The organism is Exiguobacterium sp. s189 (assembly GCF_018617615.1).
Classification (GTDB): Bacteria; Bacillota; Bacilli; order Exiguobacteriales; family Exiguobacteriaceae; genus Exiguobacterium; species Exiguobacterium aestuarii_A.
This window is the reverse complement of the sequence record NZ_JACSKM010000002.1, coordinates 326,050-347,626: the sequence shown is the minus strand read 5'-3', so window position 1 is coordinate 347,626 and position 21,577 is coordinate 326,050. Positions and strand designations below refer to the sequence as shown.

21 protein-coding genes and 1 other annotated feature are annotated in these 21,577 nt (G+C 47.9%); all 21 genes read left to right on the top strand.

All coding sequences use genetic code 11. The annotated features are described in order from the left end of the window. Nucleotides 1-8 precede the first annotated feature (8 nt). The 21 genes from rpmF to ileS all read left to right on the top strand — a co-directional run bounded on the left by rpmF (nucleotide 9) and on the right by ileS (nucleotide 21,536). Complete coding sequence (rpmF, locus tag KNO99_RS04555; RefSeq protein ID WP_015881300.1) at nucleotides 9-182, top strand: 50S ribosomal protein L32; 174 nt, start codon at nucleotides 9-11, stop codon at nucleotides 180-182. Nucleotides 183-303: 121 nt separating this feature from the next. Next, nucleotides 304-1,143, top strand: a complete 840-nt coding sequence (locus KNO99_RS04550) for a 2-dehydropantoate 2-reductase (RefSeq protein WP_214745613.1) — start codon at nucleotides 304-306, stop codon at nucleotides 1,141-1,143. Then, the gene (locus KNO99_RS04545) at nucleotides 1,137-1,496 is read left to right on the top strand and encodes a DUF3397 domain-containing protein (protein ID WP_214691755.1); all 360 of its coding nucleotides are present in this window, start codon (nucleotides 1,137-1,139) and stop codon (nucleotides 1,494-1,496) included. Before KNO99_RS04550 ends, KNO99_RS04545 begins: the two co-directional genes overlap by 7 nt. Nucleotides 1,497-1,520: 24 nt before the next feature. Then, on the top strand, nucleotides 1,521-3,077 hold the full coding sequence (gene bshC / locus KNO99_RS04540; protein WP_371743041.1) for a bacillithiol biosynthesis cysteine-adding enzyme BshC: 1,557 nt from the start codon (nucleotides 1,521-1,523) through the stop codon (nucleotides 3,075-3,077). Nucleotides 3,078-3,236: 159 nt separating this feature from the next. Beyond that, entirely contained in the window at nucleotides 3,237-4,169 is a 933-nt protein-coding gene (rsmH, locus tag KNO99_RS04535; protein WP_214745610.1) for a 16S rRNA (cytosine(1402)-N(4))-methyltransferase RsmH, read from the top strand. 23 nt (nucleotides 4,170-4,192) lie between these two features. Next, nucleotides 4,193-4,555 (top strand): cell division protein FtsL, encoded by a 363-nt coding sequence (gene ftsL / locus KNO99_RS04530; RefSeq protein ID WP_214691757.1) that lies wholly within the window; start codon nucleotides 4,193-4,195, stop codon nucleotides 4,553-4,555. After that, nucleotides 4,555-6,702: a penicillin-binding protein gene (locus tag KNO99_RS04525; protein ID WP_214745607.1), complete on the top strand. Its 2,148-nt coding sequence runs from the start codon at nucleotides 4,555-4,557 to the stop codon at nucleotides 6,700-6,702. Before ftsL ends, KNO99_RS04525 begins: the two co-directional genes overlap by 1 nt. Nucleotides 6,703-6,759: 57 nt before the next feature. Continuing rightward, nucleotides 6,760-8,064, top strand: a complete 1,305-nt coding sequence (locus tag KNO99_RS04520) for a UDP-N-acetylmuramoyl-tripeptide--D-alanyl-D-alanine ligase (protein ID WP_214745604.1) — start codon at nucleotides 6,760-6,762, stop codon at nucleotides 8,062-8,064. 21 nt (nucleotides 8,065-8,085) lie between these two features. After that, nucleotides 8,086-9,045, top strand: a complete 960-nt coding sequence (gene mraY, locus KNO99_RS04515; RefSeq protein ID WP_214745601.1) for a phospho-N-acetylmuramoyl-pentapeptide-transferase — start codon at nucleotides 8,086-8,088, stop codon at nucleotides 9,043-9,045. A 13-nt stretch (nucleotides 9,046-9,058) separates the two neighbouring features. Next, nucleotides 9,059-10,396: a UDP-N-acetylmuramoyl-L-alanine--D-glutamate ligase gene (murD, locus tag KNO99_RS04510; protein WP_214745598.1), complete on the top strand. Its 1,338-nt coding sequence runs from the start codon at nucleotides 9,059-9,061 to the stop codon at nucleotides 10,394-10,396. Next, nucleotides 10,393-11,469, top strand: coding sequence for an undecaprenyldiphospho-muramoylpentapeptide beta-N-acetylglucosaminyltransferase (murG, locus tag KNO99_RS04505; RefSeq protein WP_214745595.1), 1,077 nt, complete (start codon nucleotides 10,393-10,395; stop codon nucleotides 11,467-11,469). Before murD ends, murG begins: the two co-directional genes overlap by 4 nt. A 14-nt stretch (nucleotides 11,470-11,483) precedes the next feature. Then, nucleotides 11,484-12,254 (top strand): cell division protein FtsQ/DivIB, encoded by a 771-nt coding sequence (locus tag KNO99_RS04500; protein WP_214745592.1) that lies wholly within the window; start codon nucleotides 11,484-11,486, stop codon nucleotides 12,252-12,254. Between the two features lie 228 nt (nucleotides 12,255-12,482). Beyond that, nucleotides 12,483-13,769, top strand: coding sequence for a cell division protein FtsA (ftsA, locus tag KNO99_RS04495; protein WP_214691764.1), 1,287 nt, complete (start codon nucleotides 12,483-12,485; stop codon nucleotides 13,767-13,769). 46 nt (nucleotides 13,770-13,815) lie between these two features. Continuing rightward, nucleotides 13,816-14,958, top strand: coding sequence for a cell division protein FtsZ (gene ftsZ, locus KNO99_RS04490; RefSeq protein WP_214691765.1), 1,143 nt, complete (start codon nucleotides 13,816-13,818; stop codon nucleotides 14,956-14,958). A gap of 53 nt (nucleotides 14,959-15,011) precedes the next feature. Continuing rightward, nucleotides 15,012-15,773, top strand: coding sequence for a peptidoglycan editing factor PgeF (pgeF, locus tag KNO99_RS04485; protein ID WP_214745589.1), 762 nt, complete (start codon nucleotides 15,012-15,014; stop codon nucleotides 15,771-15,773). Beyond that, nucleotides 15,770-16,423: a YggS family pyridoxal phosphate-dependent enzyme gene (locus tag KNO99_RS04480; protein WP_214745586.1), complete on the top strand. Its 654-nt coding sequence runs from the start codon at nucleotides 15,770-15,772 to the stop codon at nucleotides 16,421-16,423. The genes pgeF and KNO99_RS04480 overlap by 4 nt, the downstream gene beginning before the upstream one ends. 23 nt (nucleotides 16,424-16,446) lie before the next feature. Continuing rightward, nucleotides 16,447-16,917: a cell division protein SepF gene (locus tag KNO99_RS04475; protein WP_214691768.1), complete on the top strand. Its 471-nt coding sequence runs from the start codon at nucleotides 16,447-16,449 to the stop codon at nucleotides 16,915-16,917. Nucleotides 16,918-16,921: 4 nt separating this feature from the next. Continuing rightward, complete coding sequence (locus KNO99_RS04470) at nucleotides 16,922-17,191, top strand: YggT family protein (RefSeq protein ID WP_214745583.1); 270 nt, start codon at nucleotides 16,922-16,924, stop codon at nucleotides 17,189-17,191. Between the two features lie 3 nt (nucleotides 17,192-17,194). Then, nucleotides 17,195-17,965, top strand: coding sequence for a YlmH family RNA-binding protein (locus tag KNO99_RS04465; protein WP_214745580.1), 771 nt, complete (start codon nucleotides 17,195-17,197; stop codon nucleotides 17,963-17,965). A gap of 19 nt (nucleotides 17,966-17,984) precedes the next feature. After that, nucleotides 17,985-18,533, top strand: a complete 549-nt coding sequence (locus KNO99_RS04460) for a DivIVA domain-containing protein (RefSeq protein WP_074034869.1) — start codon at nucleotides 17,985-17,987, stop codon at nucleotides 18,531-18,533. A 3-nt stretch (nucleotides 18,534-18,536) separates the two neighbouring features. After that, nucleotides 18,537-18,756 (top strand) — a binding site (T-box leader). 53 nt (nucleotides 18,757-18,809) lie between these two features. Next, entirely contained in the window at nucleotides 18,810-21,536 is a 2,727-nt protein-coding gene (gene ileS / locus KNO99_RS04455; RefSeq protein WP_214745577.1) for an isoleucine--tRNA ligase, read from the top strand. The last annotated feature ends 41 nt before the right edge of the window (nucleotides 21,537-21,577 follow it).

Below are 21,577 nucleotides of genomic sequence, written 5' to 3'. Positions count from 1 at the left end.
GGACAACGATGGCAGTACCATTCCGTAGAACGTCGAAAACTCGCAAACGTCTTCGTCGTACTCACTTCAAACTCAACGTACCTGGTATGAACGAGTGCCCGAACTGTGGCGAAATGAAACTTTCACACCGTGTTTGCAAATCTTGCGGACATTACAACGGTAAAGAAGTAACAAGCAAATAATGCGAGAAGAAGTGATCTGATATCAGGTCACTTCTTTTTTTGTTTGTCATTTTTGGGTCATGGCGAAAAGATGTGGTAAACTTTTTGTGCGAAAATAGTTCTATTCAGGAGGGAAGCATGTATGAACTCCATCAAACGGATTGGCATCATCGGGAACGGGGCGGTCGGACTATTGATGGCATCCTTGCTCGCTGATGATTATGAGGTGACGGTATATGGACGAAGCGGATCACCTGAAAAGATTTTAATCACACGAACGGGTATGACGAATGGGTCAGCATATGTATCGCTACAATCTAGTGCCACATTAGAAGAAACTGACCAAGATCTCTTTTTTGTCACGACGAAAGCCCATCAAGTCGAACAGGCTACGGCACGACTCTCTGGAGCGGTTCCTGTCTTCATTTGCTCGAACGGAATTGCCCATCTAGATTATGCGAAACAACGTGGATTTCATTTAGGTGTCGTCGAACACGGGGTGACGAAACAAGGAAACACCATCGAGCATCGTGGACTCGGGCGTATTCGAATCGGGAGCATGACAGGTCTCCTTCCAATCACACTTCAAGATAGTCCCCTTCAGGTCATCTGGGAAGAAGACATAGAACAAGTCGTGATTGAAAAACTATTTGCGAATGCGATCATCAACCCCATCACAGCACTATGCCGTGTTACGAATGGTGCGCTCGCAAACGCGCCATATCGTGAGATTGCGCATTCCATCTACGAGGAACTAACGCCGCTATTTTCAAAGCGTGTCTCGTATGCTTATATCGAGTCGATCATCGAACGCACTGCCGAGAATCGTTCTTCCATGTTACGTGATCTTGAAGAGGGACGACCGACAGAAGTGGATGCGATTCTAAAACCAGTGATTGAGAAAGCCGAACAAATGAAGATTTCACTTACAGTTATCCCCCTGCTACATAAACTGATTATAGGAGCGAGCGCATCGTGCTAGTGTATATCGTTTCATTTCCACTCATCTTATGGTTTATGGTGTATATGATACTTAGAAAAATTATGCCGAAATCAATCAACTCATTCAAACTCGCCTGCGATGCCGGGGTCGTACTCTGGTTCTATGCATGCGGCGTTTTACTTGAGGCCATCTTCGGGACGGAAGTGTTTCTTCTATTGCTTGCGGCATGTTGCGCCATCTTTCCGATCAATGCGATCTGGCAGCGGATTCGTTATGAGGAAGTGTTGTTCACGAAGATGTTCGTCCACGGCTGGCGCTTGCTCTTTTTACTCCTAGTCCCGACGCATGCGATTTTGTTTGCGATCGGCGTGGCCCAAGAAATGATTCGTTGATTGATTGAAAGGAAGTTGTTATACGTGAAGGTAGAAGCATTTGATGCCCTATATGCACCCACATCCCCGATGATACAGATTGAAGAAGGGTACGGGCGCTGGCTCGATTATCGAGGCATGGATGAAGTCGAGAAGCGCGCAACGGAGATTGCAGGACGCTCATACGACCATCTCCATGAACTCGTCCACATTTTAAAACAGCAGCAACGGCAGTTCGGGGAACTATCGGAACGTCTATCAGCGAATCTTGATTTGCTCGAACAGCGTGAAGCATATGCTATGGTGACCGGTCAACAAGTCGGCGTGTACGGAGGCCCTCTGTTCGCTGTATATAAATTGCTAGCGGTCATCAAACGAGCGAAAGAGGCGGAAGCGAAGCTCGGCAAACCGGTCCTTCCGATTTTCTGGATGGCGACGGAAGATCATGACTTCGCGGAAATCAATCATGTCTTCACGACCCAGACGTTTTCGAGAACGTTAAAAAAAGATGCACTATCCACGCTTCCGCTAGCAGGGAAAGCATCTGTAGGAGAGCTTGAATTCGACCGAGTGAAACTTGAATTGGTACAAATGGCGCAACGGGTGTTGTTGAACGAGACGGAGACACCTCATACATTACGTTTGTATCAGGAGTTGATTGAACTCATTCAAGGAAGTCATTCGTTTGCGCAGTTCTTTGGAGGAATGATGCGCCGTTTCGTAGGGAACGACTTTTTGTTGTTTGACCCGCACGCGAGAGACGTACGCGCACTTGAACGTCCAATGTTCCGTCGACTGATTGAGCAACATGACGCATTGCAACAAGCGCTCGAACATGCCTTTGAAGACGGCATGCCATCCGTCGAGTTAAATAAAGAGGCGGCGCATCTTTTTTACCATGACGGGACGCGTGAGCTGCTCACAAAAATCGACTCGGTATACACGACAAAACGTGGACATCGATTCACGGAGACCGAATTGCTCAATGAAATTGAAGCACACCCAGAACGCTTTTCAAACAACGTCGTCTCTCGACCGCTTATGCAAGACTATTTGTTTCCGACGCTTGGTTACGTCGCTGGTCCTGGAGAAATCGCCTACTGGCTGCAACTCCGTCCGTTATTCCACGAGATTGGATGGAAAATGCCGCTACTTTTACCACGCCTCGGTGGTTTAATCGTCTCGAGTAACGATGAAAAGAAATTACGACAAGAAGGCGTCACACTTGAGGAATATATGAAGCAACCACTACCTGATCATCCGTTTGATGATGAGGCGTTCGAAGCGAAACTATATGCGTATCGGACACTCACGGAGGCGGTCAGCCAGGAAGCCCGCAGTCACGGCAGACGATTTGAGTCGAAGTCGAGACACGTTCTTGAACGGTTGGCAGATGAGATGCGTGCCGAGGCAAAACGTGATCAATATCGATTGAACGCACGGCGCATTCATCTTTCGACTCGACTGTTCCCAATGAATGCGCCTCAGGAGCGTATTTTATCGATGGTCCCAATGTTGAATCGACATGGTTTGGATATTTTTGAGCGGATGAAGCACGCTTACGAGCAATCGGAAGCGGAGCGATGTTTGTTCAAGGTATAACCTTTTTTTGAACAGCTCTTGACATTTGTCAGGAGCTTTTTTTTGTTGTTACCTTTTTGTTTCCTCTTTTCGCTAAAAACCTGTACGGACCTTGACATTTTTATGATAAAGTAAGTGTAATAAAACAGTTGAAATATGTAGGTTGAGAGGGTTTTTTGAATGTTTGAGCATGAAACGGTTTTAAAAATGGAGTCCATTGAAGGATTGAACATCAAACCAGATGGTATATATGTGGACTGTACGTTAGGTGGAGCGGGTCATAGTGAAGAAATCGCCAAGCGTCTAACGACGGGACAACTATATGCGTTCGACCAAGATGACGTCGCGCTCGCGCATGCGAAAGAGCGATTGGCTCCTTATGAAGGCCGTGTGACGTTTATAAAGAGCAACTTCGTTCACTTGAAAGAAGAACTCGCCCAACATGGCGTGACAAAAGTGGACGGCGTACTATTCGACCTAGGCGTTTCATCGCCACAGCTTGATGAGGCAGAACGTGGATTCAGTTACAATTACGACGCGCCGCTCGATATGAGAATGGATCGCTCGCGAGAGTTTTCAGCTTATCATGTTGTGAATGAATGGTCGTTTGGAGAACTTGCTCGTATTTTCTTTACATACGGGGAGGAAAAGTTTTCAAAACAAATCGCACGAAAGATTGAGCAAGCCCGTGCCGATAAACCGATTGAGACGACGTTTGAGCTTGTCGACTTAATTAAAGAAGCGATTCCTGCACCAGCAAGACGCAAAGGCGGTCATCCAGCGAAACGAACGTTCCAAGCGATTCGAATCGCCGTCAATGACGAGTTGAACGTATTCGACCGTGCCGTTCAAGATGCGATTGATTTACTCGCAGTGAACGGACGCATCTGTGTCATTACGTTCCATTCATTAGAAGATCGAATTTGTAAACAAGTGTTTAAAGAACGGAGCCAACACCCGCCGTTACCACCAGGATTGCCGGTCATTCCGAAAGAGTTCGAACCTGAACTCAAATTGATCACACGCAAACCAATCGTGGCGAGTGAAGGAGAACTCGAAGATAACCGTCGTTCACGCTCGGCAAAACTGAGAGTGGCCGAAAAACAAAAATAATCACTTTGTAGGAGGGATACCTGATGCCAGAAGCTGCCCGTAAGGCGTTGCAGCCTCAAGTTACACCGAATCGAAATCCGATTCCGCAAGAACGACCAATACCTGCTCCAAAACGACGCACGTTGACCTTGTTTGAATCGATCCTGTATCCAGTGATGATTGGTTCAGTGGTCATGTTCGGTGGCATCACGGTGTCAAAACACAACGAAGCGTATAACATTATGCGTGATACGGCAGCCGTCAACCAGCAGGTAAATGGGGTTGCAAAAGAAAACGAAGAACTAAAGTATGAAATCGCCCAACTAAGCTCGCCAGAACGAATTTACGCGATTGCCGAGAAACTCGGAATGAAATTCAATGAGAAGAACGTCAAGGTGATTGATTGATGAATTCTCTACAACAGAGTAAAAAAAGAGTGGCGTGGGTAGCGATTGTCTGCTTCACCCCACTCTTTTTATTTTTTGTCGGATGGTTTCTTTACTTGTCTGTCACCCATACATATAAAGGCGAGAATATGTTGGCGTTCGCTGAAGAGCAGCGGTGGAAGGCAGTCAGTACGTTAGAAGCCGAACGAGGCGAAGTGTACGACCGTTTTGGTCAACCGATTGCCATCAACATTCCATCGTATCGACTTGTCGCCGTGTTAAAACTTGGTGGCGAGCGGGTCGAAGGGAAGACGCTCATGCCAAACGAGTTCGAAGAAGCCGCGAAACAACTCGCGACCGTGCTCCCGATGACAGAGGCCGACATCTTAAAGCGACTTGAGCAAAATGTCGACCGCGGCCAAATCGAGTTCGGGGTTCCGGGGCGTGATTTGACCGTTGAACAAAAAGAAGAGATCGAAGCGCTCGAACTTCCGGGTATCACGTTCGTCGAAGAACCGAAACGTTACTACCCGAATAAAGTATTCGCATCTTCGGTCATCGGCTATGCGCAAAAGATTGACCAAAACGGTCGGATCGAGCTCGTCGGTGAACTTGGAATCGAAAAATCGCTCAACGACATTTTAAGTGAGTCGTACGGCTTGTACCGATTTGAGAAAGATTTGGCGGGGCGTGAACTCGTCTCGAGCGATGAACAATTAAAAATCGAGCCAGAAGACGGGGCTGATGTGCAACTGACGATTGATCATCGGATTCAACAGCTGCTCGAGACGAAGATGAATGAATTATATGAGGAGTATGAACCGAAAAATGCGACGGCCATCATCATGGATCCGAAAACAGGGGAAATCATCGCCTTATCGGACCGTCCATCTTTCGACCCGAATACGCGTGAGATTTCCTCATACAGTAACTTCTCGGTCTCGTCTCGCTTTGAGCCAGGGTCAACGATGAAAATTTTCACGTTGGCGGCTGCAATCAACGAGGGTGTGTATAACCCAAATGAATTGTACAAGTCTGGTTCATACAAGTACGGCAAGACGGTATTCAATGATTACAACATTACCGGATGGGGTACCATTCCTATGGTAGAAGGCGTCTGGCACTCGTCGAACGTCGCGTTCTCAATCTTAGCGAACGAACGACTCGGTCTCAGTCGCTATGAAGATTACTTTAAAGCGTTCAAGTTCGATCAACGGACCGGAATTGATTTACCTGGTGAGGTAAACAGTCAATTCGACTTCGAGAGTCCGATGAACGTCTTGATCACAGCTTGGGGACAATCGACCGCGGTGACACCGATGCAAATCTTGCAGGCGACATCTGCGATTGCAACGGACGGCACGATGAAACAACCGCACGTCATTAAGAAGATTGTCAACAGCGAGACGGGCGAAACGATTCGGACGACAAACCCGAAAGAGGTCGGTCAACCGATCACTGCAGAGACTGCGAAAAAGACGCGTGAAGCACTTGACGGTGTCGTCAATAGCGATGTGGGAACAGGCCAATTGTATGCGTTAGATAACTATCAAGTGGTCGGGAAGACGGGTACTGCCCAAATCGCTGAGAACGGAAAGTATTTGAGCGGACAGTACATTCACTCATTCGTCGGGATGGCACCGGAAGACGATCCGGAACTCGTCATGTATATCGCGGTCGATCGTCCGAACAGTGACTCGTCAACAACGGGTCCACGCATCATGGCACCACTTTTCAAAGATGTGATGGATGTCGCGTTACGTTACCGGAGTGTCGAGCCTGAAAAGCAAGAAAAAGCGGTTGAGGCCTCGACAAAGACGGTGACATCGTATATCGGTAAAAATCGTGAAGATGTCGTAAAAGAGGCGACTGACAGTTCGTTCAATCCGATCGTTTTAGGTGACGGGGATGAAGTGACGGCTCAAAGTCCTGTAAAGGGACAATCTTATGTCGTCGGTGAGCGACTGTTGCTAAAAACGAGTAATTCGTTTACGATGCCAACATTAAAAGGGTGGTCGTTACGAGATGTAAAACGTTTAGCGACGCTCTATCAATTAAATTTAGAAATCGATGGTACCGGATTTGTCACATCGCAATCGATTGGCAAAGGGAAACCTGTCAAGACGGGTGCCTCCTTGAAAGTGAAATTGGAGACACCATCGAATTAACGCACGAGATGAAGAGGGCTGCGGCTCTCTTTTCCTATGTATGAGGAGGAAGTTTGTATGGAACAATTGACAGTTCAAAAATTAGCGTCTTGGTTTGGGATCGACGTGGAAGACAATCGTCTCGTCGAACGCGTCGCCACAGATTCGAGAGATGAGAATGGGGCAGGGCTATTTGTCCCGATCGTCGGTGCACGTGTTGATGGTCATGACTACATCGAAGCAGCGATTGAGAAAGGGGCCATCGTCACGTTTTGGGAAGAAGGTCGCCCTCAACCGGACAATGTGTTCGTCATCCCCGTCAAATCGACGATTGACGCCTTGCAAACGGCAGCTGCACGCTATTTAGAGGAAATCAATCCACTCGTGGTCGCCATTACCGGTTCAAACGGAAAAACGTCTACGAAAGATATGATTGCCGTCGTACTTGAAGAAAAATTCAAGACGCACAAGACAGCTGGAAACTTCAACTCGGACGTTGGTTTACCGCTTACCGTCCTTCGCATGCCCCGCGACACGGAAGTGGCCGTGTTAGAGATGGGCATGAACGGATTCGGTCAAATCGAGCAATTGTCGAAACTTGCCAAACCGGACGTGGCATTTGTCACGAACATTGGGGAGTCACATGGTGAACAAGTCGGCGGACGCTCAGGGATCGCGAAAGCGAAGCTTGAAATCAAAGCTGGTCTGAAACCGGACGGACGATTGATCGTCGATGCGGACGAGCCGCTTCTTGCCGGTCAAGGTTATCGAGTCGGATACGATGAGACGGCGGACGGGAAAATCGAAGTGGTCGAGACGACGTTTGACGCATCCATCTTTAAATACAATGGTGACTTGTACGAGCTGAAGGTGCTCGGTGCCCATCAAATCCGAAACGCAGCTTATGCGATTGCATGCGGTCTCGAGTTCGGGCTTGATCATACGATGATTCAACGCGGTCTTGACCGCATCAAACTGACGACGATGCGAATGGAGAAGCAGATGTTCGGTGAAGCGCATCTCATCAACGATGCATATAATGCGAGCCCGACATCGATGATTGCGGCGATTGAAACGGTCAAGTCGCTCGAAGGCTTCTCGAAGCGCGTGCTCGTCCTTGGCGATATGTATGAGCTCGGAGCGGATGAACAAGCCCAGCACACACAAGTGGGCGGCGTCGTGACATCTCCTGTGACGGATTGTATTCTCGTTGGTGAAAAGGCGAAATGGATTGCGGATGGGATTGAAGACACGCGTGTGAACGTCACATCTGTCCCGACCGTGGAGGAAGCGAAGGCGCTCCTTCATCGTTATCAACGACCGGATACTGTGGTATTGTTAAAGGCATCTCGAGGACTGGCGCTTGAGCGTCTCGTTCAATAAATAGAGTAGTGAGGTAGCAACATGTTAATTAGTTTAATTGTCTTAATCAGTGCATTATTAAGTGTATTAATCGTCATGCCGCGAGCTATTCCGGCATTGCGTCAGTTAAAATTTGGACAAGAGATTCGTGATGAAGGTCCAGGCTGGCACCAGAAGAAATCGGGAACACCGACGATGGGCGGAATCGTCATCTTGCTCGCCATCTTAGTCGGCTTCATCGTATCTGTCATCTTCGGGGAAGCGGTCGCCGGATTCGGGACACTTCTATTCGTAACGATGGCGTTCGGGGTAATCGGATTTTTAGATGACTATATTAAAGTCGTCAATAAACGAAACCTCGGGTTGACGTCACTTCAGAAGTTGATTGGTCAAATTGTCGTATCCGTTCTGTTCGCCTGGTTCCTATCACTTGGTGGAGAGCTTGATACATCGATTTCGATTCCATTCACATCGATTTCATTTGAGACGGGTTGGTTCTATATCGCCATCGTCATCTTCTGGCTCGTCGGCTTCTCAAATGCCGTCAACTTGACGGACGGCCTTGACGGTCTCGTCTCGTTCTCGGCGATTCCAACGTTCACATTCTTTGGGATTTATGCGCTCGCACAAGATGAGCTTGGGATTGCCTGGTTCGCATTCGCCGTCGTCGGCGCATTAATCGGGTTCCTCGTTTTCAATAAATACCCGGCGAAAATATTCATGGGCGACACAGGCTCGCTCGCGTTAGGTGGGGCCGTCGCTGGACTAGCACTCATGTTAAAACTTGAGTTGCTCCTCGTATTCGTCGGAATCATCTTTGTCATCGAAACATTGAGCGTGATCTTGCAAGTTCTTTCATTCAAAACGACAGGGAAGCGCATCTTTAAAATGAGCCCGATTCATCACCACTTCGAAATGGTCGGTTGGTCGGAATGGCGAATCGTCCTTACGTTCGGTGGAATCAGTTTAATTACAGCAGGTTTATCATTACTACTCATGTAAAAGGGTGAGACAGATGGAAAAGCAATGGCACGGTAAAAAAGTTCTCGTCCTCGGCGCCGCTAAGAGCGGAATCGCAGCGGCGACGTATCTGCACCATGCGGGAGCGGATGTGACGATCAATACGGGGAATATCCCTCCCGAAGACGAGCAGGAAAAAATTCAGTCACTTGGGATTCGATCGGTGTTTAATGAACATCCTCTCGCTTTGTTGAATGAGACAGAGTTGATTGTCAAAAATCCAGGGATCCCGTATCACATCCCGTTGCTTCAAGAAGCGATGTCCCGTGAGATTCCAATCTACACGGAAGTGGAGCTCGCCTACATGGCAACCGAGGCAGAATTCGTCGCAATCACAGGCTCGAACGGAAAGACGACGACAACGACACTCGTCTATGAGTTACTCAAAGGCGGAGAGCGCCCGGTTCATCTCGCGGGAAACATCGGATTCCCGGCCATAGAGGTCGCGACAAACGCGAAAGCGGGCGAATTGATTGTCATTGAACTGTCGAGCTTTCAGTTGATGGGGGTTGAGTCCTTCCATCCGCGTTCGGCAGCGTTGCTCAATCTATCAGAAGCCCATCTCGATTATCACGGCGACTTCGACTCGTATGCAGATGCAAAAGGAAACTTGTTCCGTCAGATGACACGTGACGACCAAATCGTCGTCAAAGTGACAGACGCTGAAGTAATGAAACGTGTCCCGGCTCATCTTGAACCGAATACGTTCAGCTTTGAGCGAGGAGATGCTTCCGTCGTGGACGGTTGGGTCACAGTACGCGGAGAGCGAATCATTCGTGTGAATGAATTGGCATTAGGTGGTGCCCATAACGTCGAGAACGTACTATCGGCTCTTCTGTTGGTCGAACCGTTTGCACTTCCAAAAGCACACGTCGAGCGAGTATTACGAAACTTTGGCGGTGTCGCGCATCGGACTGAAAGTTTAGGTGACGTTCTCGGACGTGCCGTCTACAATGATTCGAAAGCGACGAACAACGTCGCGGCGGAAGCGGCACTACGAGGATTTGATGCTCCGATTGTGTGGCTATGTGGAGGACTCGAACGTGGAGCGGACTTATCTTCGCTCGCGACAGCTCTCTCAAACGTAAAAGCTGTCGTCGCGTATGGTGAGACAAAAGAGCGTTTTAAAGAGCTTGGGGAATCCCAACAGATTCCGTCTTTCACGGTCGAGACGTTAGCAGACGCTGTTCCACTCGCGTTTGAACAATCTGAGACGGGAGATGTCATTCTCTTATCTCCTGCTTGTGCGAGTTGGGACCAATTCAAGACGTTTGAAGAACGAGGCGAACAATTCGTCCATCTCGTTCGCGCATATGAGGAGGCGAACCGATGAAAGTCATGATTTCTGGTGGAGGTACTGGTGGTCATATTTATCCGGCCCTCGCATTGATTGAGACGTTACAAAAACGTCACCCGAATTTACAGGTACAATACGTCGGAACGGAGAATGGGTTAGAAGCCGATCTCGTTCCTCGAGCAGGTGTCCCGTTCAAATCGATTCAAATCGCTGGATTGAAACGGTCCCTCTCCCTCGAGAACTTAAAAACGGCGTACTGGTTCTTGAAAGCTGTCCGCTCTCTTAAAAAAGATATGGCAGCATTCAAACCGGACGTCGTCATCGGAACGGGCGGATTCGTGTCAGGACCGGTCGTCTATACGGCGCAACAACTCGGCATCCCGACCATTTTGCATGAACAAAACAGCATCCCAGGGTTAACGAATAAGTTTTTATCGAAAAAAGCGGATCGGGTCGCCCTTTCCTTTAAAGGGTCCGATGTTCACTTCCCTGGGGCAAATGTGCGCTTGATTGGAAACCCGCGTGGAAGTGAAGTGCTACAGACGAAAGTGGACGATGCAGCTGTACGAGAACAGTACAATCTGGATGAACGACCAATCGTACTGATTTACGGAGGGAGCCGTGGCGCCGAAGCAATCAACCGTGCCGTCATTGAGGCCATCCCGGCGCTTTCAGACTTACCAATCAACGTCCTCTACGTCACCGGGAAAGTTCATTACGAATCTGTATCGAAAGAAGCGCCAACGTCTGAAAACGTACATGTTCATTCTTACGTCTATGACATGCCGGCCTTACTCGCTTGTACGTCAATCGTCGTCTCGCGTGCGGGAGCTTCGACCATTTCTGAATTGACCGCCCTCGGCTTACCGAGCGTATTGATTCCGAGCCCATACGTGACAGCAGACCATCAGACGAAGAACGCCTCTGCCCTTGTTGAAAACGGTGCGGCGTTACTCGTGAAAGAGGAGTCGTTGACAGGGGAGACGCTCGTCGAAGCGATTCGCCAAGTGCTCGACAAACAAGAAGAGATGGCGAACGCATCCCGTGCCCTCGGATTCCCGGACGCGTCGGATGCATTAGCCGACTTAGTAGAAGAAGTCATTCGATAAAGGAGTAGAATCCGATGGAACCAAGCCAACAAACGGTACGCAGTCTAGAAGACCGTATTCCGTACATGAAAAAGCAGCGACGGAAAAAAGCGAACCGTCGGATGTTCTCCGTGCTTTCCTTGTTTGGGATTCTCATCCTACTCGTGGTCTATATGCAAACTTCGATGTCGAACGTGAAAGAAGTGAACGTATCTGGGCTATACTGGCTTGATGAATCCTACGTGTTTCAAGACATGGAACTCGACACATCGACAAAATTTGTCAGTCTATCACCGAGCAAGATGAGTGCCCAAATGGAAAAGTTGCCGGGTGTCAAACGGGTAGATGTGGACCGATCTTGGTATAACGTCATTCACGTAAACGTGACAGAAGAGAAGATGATTGCTTATGCTCGTGCGGAGACGGGAGATGTCGTCGTTTTAGCAGACGGATCACTTCATCCGACCGGCACCATCACCGACCCTCAGAAGTTAAAAGATGGTCCATTGCTAAGAGAGTTCAATTCGGAAAAAGAACTCGAAAAGATTGCCAGTGAGTTGGAACAAGTCGATGACGCGACGCGAGCCCGTATGTCGGAAGTCATCTTGTCTAAACAAGAGGGAGAGCCGACACGTTACGAGATTTTTATGAATGACGGAAATACGCTTCTTACCCCGACGCTGAAGTTAAGTGAGACCGTTTCGAAATATGGAGAAATCTATGAAAACATTCCGAAAGGTCAGCAAGGAACAGTCGTCATGGATGGTGGTTTTTACTTTGTTCCATACAAGAAAACGAATGAATAATCAGTTATATTACAGTCCTTAGACACATAAGGGCTGTTTTTTTGTCGTTTGTAAACGAATTGATAACGCGAAACCGCTTAAATTGTAGGATTCTACCTTTTCTCACTATCTTATTTGTTGTAAACTTAGACGTGAGATATCTTGTCGAAACCAACATTTTTTTTGGATATCTGTCATATTTGTCATGTAATTTGTACAGGAAAATTATAGAGCGGAGGTGTTTCCCTTTTGGAAGCGAATGGTTATGTGGCCGCATTAGATATTGGAACGTCAGAGATTAAGCTCGTCGTCGGTGAATTGCTCGGCGGAACGCTTAATATTTTGGCAGAAGGGTGTGCACCGTCTGCAGGAGTGAAACGTGGTGCTGTCGTAGACATCGATAAAACAGTCCAAGCGATCAAACAGGCCGTTGAACACGCGGAGACATCGTTAGGTGATCAAATTCGATCTGTATACGTTGCCATCGAAGGGGAACATATCCAAATTGCCCCATGTCATGGAATCGCATCCGTGAAGCGGGAAGATCAGGAAATTACAGATGCAGACGTGATGGAAGTCATCAATTCAGCACAAGTGATGCGATTACCGGATGAGATGAGTGTCATCGACGTAATCCCATCATCATTCACGGTGGATCAACAAACGGGTGTCGTCGATCCTCGTGGAATGCTTGGTTATCGACTTGAAATGCATGGGAAAATGGTTACTGGATCGAAGACAATTTTACATAGTATTCGTCGTTCGATTGAACGTGCCGGATTACACCTCGAAGGATTTATTTTAGGGAACCTCGCGCTCGGCATGAGTGCAGCTTCTGTAGATGAAATCGACCTCGGCATTGGTCTCGTCGATGTCGGACACGAAAAGACGACGGTCTCGGTATTTTATCGTGGAGATCTCGTTTACTCGTATATCCTTCCAGTCGGTGGAGATCATATGACAAGAGACTTGGTCTATAAGCTAAATTGCAAATATCAAGACGCCAAAGTGGCGAAAGAAGAATACGGTCTCGCACTCGAAGAAATGGCCGATGGAACAGAAGGTTTCTCCTACACGAACATCAATGGGGAAGTGGCGTTCGAACCACAGTCAGAAATTAGCTATGTTTTAGAAGCGAGAATAGAGGAAATGTTTACCCTTATGTTGAATAAGGTTCAAAAAGTAGGTGTTCCGATGCTGAATGGCGGATATTTACTTTGTGGTGGGGCTGCTGCTCTTCCAGGTATTCAAGAGTTAGCGACTCGTGTCATGGGTCAAAAGACGAGATTGTATCAACCGTCGTCGATTGGCGTCAGACATCCAAAATACGCGACAGCAGTCGGTGTTTTGAAATATGTCTTAATGAGTGATCATCACGTTTCAAAATCTCAACTCGAAAAACCGGAAGTTCGCTACGAAACGCTTCACAATAAGCAGGAACCGACCGATACTCATGTTGGAGAGAACGAATACGAGACCGATCAAGAGTCGAAAAAAGGTTTTAGTCGTTTGATGGAAAAATTATTTGGCGTTTAAGCTGACGTTGTAATACAACTTGGAAAATAAGTAGGGGGATACCTGAATGATGTACTTTGATGAGGCGATTGACGCCGTAGCAAAAATTAAAGTAATTGGAGTCGGAGGCGGCGGTTCAAACGCCGTTAACCGTATGATTGAACATGGGGTACAAGGAGTTGAGTTCATCGCTGTCAACACGGATGCTCAAGCCTTGAATATGTCGAAAGCCGATGTGAAGCTTCAACTTGGTGCCAAATTGACACGTGGTCTCGGTGCTGGTGCGAATCCTGATATCGGTAAAAAAGCGGCAGAAGAAAGCCGCGAACAATTGATTGAAGCACTCGACGGAGCGGATATGGTCTTCGTCACAGCTGGTATGGGCGGCGGAACAGGAACTGGTGCTGCACCGGTCATCGCTGAGATTTCAAAAGAAATCGGCGCGCTCACAGTCGGTGTCGTCACAAAACCATTCATGTTTGAAGGCCGGAAGCGCATGCAACACGCGCAACATGGGATTCAAGCGTTTAAAGAAAAAGTAGATACACTCATCGTCATTCCAAACGATAAGCTTCTTGAAATCGTGGAACGCAATACACCGATGATCGAAGCGTTCCGTGAAGCGGATAACGTCCTTCGTCAAGGTGTACAAGGGATTACAGACTTGATTGCCATCCCTGGTCTCATCAACCTTGACTTCGCTGACGTGAAGACAATCATGACGGAAAAAGGATCTGCACTTATGGGTGTAGGTGTTGCTACAGGTGAAAACCGTGCCGTTGAAGCAGCGAAGAAAGCAATCTCTTCACCACTTCTCGAATCTTCAATCGAAGGAGCGAAAGGTGTCTTGATGAACATTACAGGTGGGCTCAGCCTTAGCTTGTATGAAGTGACAGAAGCAGCTCAAATCGTTCAAAGTGCCGCAGATGAAGAAGTGAACTTGATCTTCGGTTCGGTCATCAACGAAAACTTGAACGATGAAATCATCGTCACCGTGATTGCAACTGAATTTGCTGAGGAAACGCAAGGGGCAAACCCATTCCTTCAGCAGCCGAAAAAACAGCCAGAGGTTGAGAACAAGGAACCCCAACCAAAAGCAAATGAAGCGGCTCAACAAGACGAAGGGAACTTCCATCGCCCAGTGTATGGAGGAGACGTCCCAGACGAGACGATCAACATCCCTGCGTTCGTGAGACAACGCCGTAACTAAACAACAAGGGGTGCCGTGACTCGGCATCCCTTTTTCTAAAAAAGGAGAAACCGATGCAACTGTTACATACATGGGAAACCGAAACGAATCGCTATCATGCTTACGTGACGACACGGACGAACGGACACAATGCCGGAAACGTCGGTCTTCATGTCGGCGATGATATTGAGGGAGTCATTCAAAATCGTCAATGGTTCTTTCAACAGGCGAATCTTTCGCTAGGAGACTCCGTTTGGGCCGACCAAGTGCACGGGATAACGGTCCAAAGCGTGGATTCAGCGGACAAGGGCAAAGGTGCATTTCGATATGACGAGGCGATTTCGCAAACAGACGGACTGATCACAAAAGAAGAAGCTTTGCCGCTCGCTCTCGTTTTTGCAGATTGCGTACCTCTCTTTTTCTGTGCGAAAGACCATGGAGTCATCGGTGTCGCTCATGCGGGTTGGAAAGGGACCGTCGGCAATATCGTCACGTCCATGATCCAAGCGTTTGAAGATCAAGGCATCGATGCGACAGAAGTGGAGATGCTCGTCGGTCCAGCGATTGCTGGGAATGAATATGAGGTCGATCGTCGAGTGCTAGATGCGGTTCAATCCGTTTCGCCGACTGCCTATCAAGAAGCCGTTCGACAGGAGTCGGGCGACCACGCCTTGTTGTCACTCCAAGCCGTCAATGAAGTGTTGGCAAACGAACATGACACGTCCGTCATGCAATCGAATTTATCGACTGGCGCAAATACTCCGTTTTTCTCGTATCGAGACGGAGAAACGAAACGTCGGTTTGCGGCAGTCATCGTCAAGGAGCGTAAATTGTGAGTATTTCAGATAACGTAAAACAAGTTCAATCCATCATGGCAGCTCACGTTCAAAATGTGGAGCCTACTTTGATTGCCGTCACGAAGTCGGTAGGCGTAGATGTGGCCAATACTCTCTACGCAGAAGGAATTCGTGACTTCGGTGAAAATCGTCCAGATTCCTTACTTGAGAAAGTAAACGGCATGCCAGAAGACGCAAAGTTTCACTTCATCGGCACGTTACAGACACGTAAGGTGAGACAAATCATCGATCACGTGGCAGCTATTCACTCATTGGACCGTTTATCACTCGCTGCAGAAATCGATAAACGAGCGAGCGAGACGATTGATTGTTTCGTTCAAGTGAATACGTCAGGAGAAGATTCAAAACATGGTCTTGAAATAGAGGAAGTTATGCCTTTCATCGAGAACTGTAAACAGTATCCTCATATTCGAATCATCGGGTTGATGACGATGGCACCGTTCACGGAAGAAGAGTCAGTCCTTCGTGAGACGTTCGGCCGTTTACGTCGATTACGTGATGAAGTGACCGCAAAAGGGTTTGAACACGCCCCTTGCACGGAGCTGTCGATGGGGATGTCAAACGATTATCCAATCGCGATTGAAGAAGGCGCATCGTTTGTTCGTATTGGTACCGTACTTGTGCAATAATATATCTTAAGGAGGAATCCGTTATGTCAATCAAAAACAAAATGAAAGATTTCTTTGGACTCGAGGAAGATCCGAACAGCACATACGAAGAAGAAGAGTTTGCCGTCGCAAACACATCAGCAACTTCTTCAACTGAAACTGCGGTCGTGAGACAAGAAGATCGCCCAAAATCAGCAAATAATCTCGTGGCATTGAATACGAAGAAGAAAGAACGCTCGAAAGTCGTATTGGCTGAACCACGTGTATTTGCTGAAGCGCAAGATATTAGCGATCAATTGAAAGAAAACCGTGCTGTCATCGTCAATCTTCAACGCATGTCAAAAGAGCAATCACGTCAAGTCGTCAACTTCCTTTCCGGTGTCGTGTATGCGCTAGAAGGATCGATGACTTCGATTGGACATAACACGATTCTGTGTACTCCGAACAATGTCGAATTGACTGGTTCAATCTCAAACTTGATTTCGGAGGATGAACTTCACAGTAAAGGGTGGTAACTGAATGGAAAACGTAATCCCTGCCTTAGGCAATACGTTGAGAGACTTACTTGGTATTTATAGTTGGATTCTCATCGGCTATATCTTATTATCATGGTTCCCGAACGCGCGCGAATCGAAGTTCGGACAAATTTTATCGTTTTTATGTGAACCGTTTTTAGCACCGTTTCGACGGATTATTCCACCAATTGGTGGCATGCTCGATATCTCTCCAATCGTCGCATTGTTCGTGCTTCGGATGGCACAAGCCGGTATCACTGCCATTTTCGGGTGATGTATGAGCGTTTATGACCACTACAGACCAAGTGAACGGGCGTTCGTCGAACAAGTGTTGGACTGGGTACAACAAGTCGAGAACAGCTATGTATTGAAGTTGACGGACTTTTTAGATCCTCGTGAACAACAAATCGTCAAACAGCTTGTCGGTAAGCAGCTCGTCATTCACGACGATGGCGGGTTTGAAGGAGCTGAACGACGTCGGCTGATTTTGGCGCCAGAGTATTATGAGCTGAATACAGATGATTTTGAAATTGAGATTCGCCGTATCGAATATCCGACAAAATTTGTTGACCTGACACATCGACAAGTGACTGGAACTTTACTGAACGCTGGATTAAAGCGTCAAAAGTTTGGGGACGTCGTCCTGGAAGAGGAAATCGTCCAGTTTGCTACGACCCGCGAAGCCGTCGGGTTCATCGAAATGAACTTGGAGCGTGTCGGAAAAGCGAAGGTTCGCATCTCCTCTGTTGCGAAGGATGACATACTCGTCGTTCCGAAAACAGAGTGGGTCGAAGGGTTCGGCATCGTGTCCTCGTTACGATTTGATACGATTGTGAGCGAGGTACTCAACATATCTCGTCAGAAAGCTCAGGCGCTTGTGAAACACGGTGACTGCAAAGTGAATCATAAAGTCATTGAAGATCCGAGCTTCATGCTTGAACCAGATGATCTTTTATCCGTCCGTGGATACGGTCGTATTAAGATGATGGAGATCCTTGGTTCGACTAAACGTGAAAAGATTAAAATCCAGTATGGGACCATACGTTAAATTTTAGGAGGAAAGTCGAATGGCGTTGACACCGATTGATATTCATAATAAAGAATTCTCTTCCCGTTTTCGTGGGTACGACATCGATGAGGTCAATGAATTTTTAGATCAAATCATTAAAGAGTTTGAACTATTGATTCGTGAGAATCGACGGTATGAAGAACTTGTCAACGATATGCAAGCTCGCATTGACTACTTCTCCTCGATGGAAGATACATTGAACAAGTCGATCATCGTCGCGCAGGAAGCAGCGGAAGAAGTGAAGAACAACGCGCAAAAAGAAGCGAGCCTCATCTTGAAACAAGCGGAACGTGAAGCGTACGCTCGTGAAGAAGAAGCGGCCCGTAAAGAGCAACTTGCAGAACGTGAAGTCGTTCAAATGCTCAAAAAAGTCGAGTTGTATCGAACACGTTTCCGTGTCCTCGTTGACGCCCAAATGGAGCTCTTAAACAGCACAGAGTGGGAGACGATTGTCGGGGAGCCGCCTGTGCAGACGGTTCTTGACGATAGATCAGAACTTGCGTATAATGACCACGAAGTCACACAGAATGAAGAACAACATGGATAAATGATCAACACGTTGAGTAGGACGCGTCGATCGAGTCATACCTACGAAGCGACTTAGGGACGGTGAGAGCCTAAGAGAAAGACTCGAATCGGTATCCCCTATGAGTTGTCACGCTGAACCAGAGTAAGCGTGACCGCCTGACCTCGTTATCGGTTACCGAGAGCGGTCTCATGAGAGTGAGACTAGTAGGGTGGTACCGCGAGTCAACCAACTCGTCCCTATCAGGGATGGGTTGGTTTTTTTTGTTTTCTAAAAAATGTTGATGGAGGAGTTTCGATGAACTACAAAGACACGCTATTAATGCCAAACACAGAATTCGCAATGCGTGGGAATTTACCAAAACGCGAACCGGCGATGCAAACAGAATGGGAAGACATGGACCTTTACAACAAGGTGCAAGAAAAAAATGCAGGGAAACCACAATATATCTTACATGATGGTCCTCCATATGCGAACGGCGACATCCACATGGGACATGCGATGAACAAAGTACTAAAAGACATCATCGTCCGTTTCAAAGGGATGAACGGATACCAGTCTCCAATGATTCCAGGTTGGGATACGCACGGTCTTCCAATCGAGAACGCCCTTCAAAAAGCTGGCGTCAACCGTAAAGAAATGACGGTCGCTGAATTCCGCGAAAAGTGTGCAGAATATGCGATGGAACAAGTGAACTCACAACGTGAACAGTTCAAACGTCTCGGTCTTCTTGCAGACTTTGAAAATCCATATATCACGCTCCTTCCGGAATATGAGGCGGCACAAATCCGCTTGTTCGGGACGATGGCTGAAAAAGGATACATCTACAAAGGGAAGAAACCAGTCTACTGGTCGCCGTCTTCGGAGTCTGCACTCGCAGAAGCTGAAATCGAATATTACGATAAAAAATCACCAGCCATCTACGTGGCATTCCGCGTCGTAGACGGAAAAGACACATTGACGTCTGACGATCATTTCGTCATCTGGACGACGACGCCTTGGACAATCCCGGCGAACCTCGGGATCGCAGTGAGTGATGAATTGACGTACACGCGTATCGAACACGAAGGAAAAGGCTATATCGTCGCAGAGACGCTCGTTGAAGAAGTGACGACTGCGCTCGGCTGGACTGATTACACTGTGAGCGGTTCATGGAACGGTCGCGACTTTGAATATATGACGGCTCAACATCCGTTGTATGACCGCACGTCACTCGTCATGCTCGGCGACCACGTCACAGCGGATGCGACTGGACTCGTCCATACAGCACCAGGGCACGGGGAAGATGACTATCGTGTCGGACAGGCTTACGGCTTGGATGTCCTTTGCCCGGTCGATGACCGTGGTTACATGACGGCAGAAGCGCCTGGTTTCGAAGGGTTGTTCTATGAAGATGCGAACAAACAAATCGGGATGAAACTTGAAGAGAATGGCTACTTGCTCAACTTGAAGTTCATCAAACACTCGTACCCGCATGACTGGCGTACGAAAAAACCGGTCATCTTCCGTGCGACACCGCAATGGTTCGCTTCCATCAAAGATTTCCGTGAAGACATGCTCCGTGAAATCGAAGAAGTGAACTGGGTTCCGGAATGGGGAATGACACGTCTTTACAACATGGTCCGTGACCGTGGGGACTGGGTCATCAGTCGTCAACGTGCATGGGGCGTGCCGATCCCAATCTTCTATGCAGAGGATGGAACGGAAATCATCACGAACGAGACGATCGACCACGTCGCAAACTTATTCCGTGAGCACGGCTCGAACGTCTGGTATGAGCGTGAAGCAAAAGACCTTCTTCCTAAAGGATTCACGCATCCGAACAGCCCGAACGGCGAATTCCGTAAAGAACTCGACATCATGGACGTCTGGTTCGATTCAGGTTCTTCACACGCTGGTGTATTAGAGGAACGTGAAAACCTACGTCGCCCGGCTGACCTTTATCTTGAAGGATCTGACCAATACCGCGGTTGGTTCAACTCGTCACTCTCAACAGCTGTTGCGACGACGGGCAAAGCGCCATACCGAAACGTCTTGAGCCACGGTTTCGTTCTTGACGGGGATGGACGTAAGATGTCGAAATCACTCGGTAACACGATTGCGCCAAACGACCTCGTGAAGCAATATGGTGCTGAAATCGTTCGTCTTTGGGTCGCGTCGGTCGACTATCAGTCTGATGTTCGCGCTTCACACGACAACTTTAAACAAGTGTCAGAAGTATACCGTAAGATGCGTAACACGATTCGTTTCCTTCTTGGAAACTTGAACGGATTTAATCCGTCGATGCGTGTCGCATTCAACGACATGCCAGAGGCAGATCGCTTCATGGCAACGAAACTGAAACAACTCCAAGCAAAAGTGGTCAAAGCGTATGACACGTTTGACTTCATGGCGGTATATCATCTCGTTCATAACTTCTGCGTTAACGAGTTGTCATCGTTCTATCTCGACTTCACAAAAGATATCCTTTATATCGAGCGTGAAGACGATCTCCGCCGTCGTGCCGTTCAGACGGTCATGTACGATGCGGTCGTCCTTTTGACGAAGCTCTTGGCTCCGGTCCTTCCACACACTGCCGATGAGGCGTGGAAAGAGGTCCCTGGGAAGTCGGAAGCAAGCATCTTCTTGACGGATCTAGAAGAAGTGGATGCATTGACTGCTGACGAACAAGCGTTGCTTGAGAAATGGTCGAAATTCCTCGTCTTCCGTGACGATGTCCTCAAAGCGATTGAAATCGCACGTGGCGAGAAATTGATCGGGAAACCGCTCGAGGCGAAATTGGTTCTCGCACCGAAAGCAGAGACTGCCGCTTTATTAGAAACAATCGATAACGTCAGTCAGTTGCTTCAAGTATCACAAGTAGAATGGGCTGAGACGGCAGACGTCGATTATGCGACGACGAAAATCACAGTCAAGAAAGCAGATGGTGCCGCTTGTGCACGTTGTTGGACATACTCGACAGAGCTTGGACAAAACGAAGAGCATCCTGAGCTTTGCCCACGCTGTGCATCAGTAATCGGTTAAGACGAACCGGAGTGGCGTCCCCACTCCGGTTTCTTAACGGC